Origin of the sequence: Micromonospora sp. NPDC049580 (genome assembly GCF_040675595.1) — a bacterium.
Lineage (GTDB): Bacteria > Actinomycetota > Actinomycetes > Mycobacteriales > Micromonosporaceae > Micromonospora.
Genome location: NZ_JBFAPG010000680.1, coordinates 1 through 2,449, shown reverse-complemented (window position 1 = coordinate 2,449; position 2,449 = coordinate 1). Strand labels below are relative to the sequence as shown.

Here is a 2,449-nt window from a genome sequence, read left to right as displayed (position 1 = left end):
TAACGACCGTCGGGCCGCGGGTCATTCCCGGGCCACCGGGGCCGAATAGCGGACCCGGGGGCGAGCCCACGGTCGTTCCGGGGGTCTGCAACGACCCCGCCCGGCCGGCCATTCCCATCCCGGTTGAGCGGGCGGGGCGGCTGGCCGTGGTCCTGCGATCGTCAGGGTATGTAACGACCCCCCGCCCGCCACGATTCCAGCCCACGGATGCACCCGGTCACACCCCAACAGCCCCCAGAAACGGACATCCCACCCAACCGGGCACGACCCCAACCGGTCTTACCGGACACCCGGCCTGATCGACTCCAGATCGGCGATATCGCGGCATCCGGCCAGCCGGACACACCCACCTCGCCGACACCGTGCCGATCATGGAGGGCGTCAGCCCTCCAGGCGAGAGCGGACCTTTTCGGCACAGGCCCCCAGAACGGCCTGTGCGTCGAGTCCGAGACTCTCGATGGCTACGAGCGCGGTGAACACCACGTCGGCCAACTCGGCCGCCACGTCCTCGCGGGTGTGGGTGACACCCTTGCGTGGATTCTGCCCGAGCAGACCAATCCAGGCGGCTGACGCCTCCCCGGCCTCCTCGGTCAGCTTCAGGATGCGGCAGGTCAGTTCCGTCTGCCCGGTGCCGTTCGCCGCGTCCAGCCAGCTCCGCGCAGCCCGGGCCGCCGCCCAGATCGAGTCGTCCACGGCGACCAGTCAACCCGACCGCCCCGACCGGCCCCACACCCGGCCCGCACGGTCGGGACCCGCACCGCACGGCCAGGACACGCACCGCACGGCCAGGACACACACCGCACGGCCAGGACACACACCGCACGGCCAGGACACACACCGCACGGCCAGGACGCACACCGCACGGCCAGGACACGCACCGCACGGTCGAGGCGCGCACCGCACGGGCGGTTCGGGCCGGCCGCACCGACCGTCTGACTGGTCGGTCAGCTCAGCCATTGACTCCGGTCGACGGCAGTCCTAGGTTCAGGGCGCTACCGGCCGGTAGGCAACCGTCCCGCCTGGTCGCCCCCGCAGGCGACATCCGTCCGATGGGGAGCATCGATGCTGTCCGTACCCGTTCGTAGGCTGCGCCGCCTGATCGCCGCCACCGCGACACTGACCCTGGCCGTCGGACTGTTCGACGCCGCACCCACCGCCGCCGCACCCACCGCCGCCGCACCCAGCACCGCAGGCGCTTCCACCGGCGGCCACGACCCCTCCGGCGACCAGCCGCTGCCCGGCTACACCTTCCAGAATCCGCCGCTGGCGCCGCTGGTGGTGGCCGGCAAGCCGACGACGGTACGCCAGGGCGTGCACCGGCACGCCGCGTACATCATCGAGGTTCCCGCCCGGTGGAACGGCGACCTGGTGGTGTGGGCGCACGGCTACCGCGGCCAGGGCACGGTGCTCTCGCCGGAGCCGCCGGCCTTCGAGTTGCGCCAGCGGCTGCTGGCCCAGGGGTACGCGTGGGCGTCGTCGTCGTACGACCGCAACGGCTTCGACATCCGCTCCGGCGTGCTGAGCACGCGGGACCTCGCCGACCACTTCGGACGGACCGTGCGCAGACCCCACCGCACCTACCTGGCGGGGGTGTCGATGGGCGGGTACGTCATCGGGCGCTCGCTGGAGCAGTACCCCGGCTACTACGACGGGGCGCTGCCCATGTGCGGCGTGCTCGGTGACCAGACGCTGCTGGACTTCTATCTCGACTACAACCTGGTCGCGCAGGCCCTCGCCGGAGTGCCGGCCTACCCGACGCCGGCCGACTACCTGAGCAACGCGGTGCCCCGCATCCAGGTGGCGCTCGGGCTGGCGGGGCTCACGCCCACCGGGCCGGACACCACCACCGACCGGGGCAAGCAGTTGCGGGCCATCACCGTGAACCGTACGGGCGGACCACGGCCCGGCGCGGAGGCGGCCTTCGCGGTCTGGAAGGACTTCCTCTTCTCCATCGCGGTGACCGACGGCGGCGACTCCCCCGCCCAGCGGCCCAGCCAGATCTCCACCAACCTGCTGACCCGCTACAGCCCGAACAGCCCCGTCGACGTCAACTCGTCGGTGCAGCGGGTGGCGCCGGAGAACATCGTGCAGCGACTCCTGCCGACGCTGACCGAGGTGCCGAAGATCGCCGGGCGGCCGAGCGCGCCCGTGGTCAGCCTGCACGACCTGGGCGACATGTTCGTGCCGTTCAGCATGGAGCAGGCGTACGCCACCGACGTGGCGCGGCACGGTCGCAGCCGGCTGGTGGTGCAGCGGGCCATCCGGGCCGCGCAGCACTGCGAGTTCAGCCCGGCCGAGGCTGGCGCCGCCTGGGACGACCTGGTGTCCTGGGTACGCACCGGCAAGCGCCCGGCCGGCGACACGGTGACCGACCCGGCGGTGGTGGCCCGACCCGACTACGGCTGCCGGTTCAGCGACCGGGCCGCGTACGCCGCCGGGGTCGGCACCC

At 72.4% G+C, this 2,449-nt stretch carries 2 protein-coding genes; one reads left to right on the top strand and one right to left on the bottom strand.

Translation table 11 applies throughout. The annotated features are described in order from the left end of the window. Positions 1 to 381 precede the first annotated feature (381 nt). Positions 382 to 693 (bottom strand): MazG-like family protein, encoded by a 312-nt coding sequence (locus AB0J68_RS30925; RefSeq protein WP_363942279.1) that lies wholly within the window; start codon positions 691 to 693, stop codon positions 382 to 384. Between the two features lie 369 nt (positions 694 to 1,062). Between AB0J68_RS30925 and AB0J68_RS30920 the strand changes: the two genes are divergently transcribed. Next, a partial coding sequence (locus tag AB0J68_RS30920) for a hypothetical protein (protein WP_363942276.1) occupies positions 1,063 to 2,449 on the top strand: 1,387 nt, incomplete at its 3' end.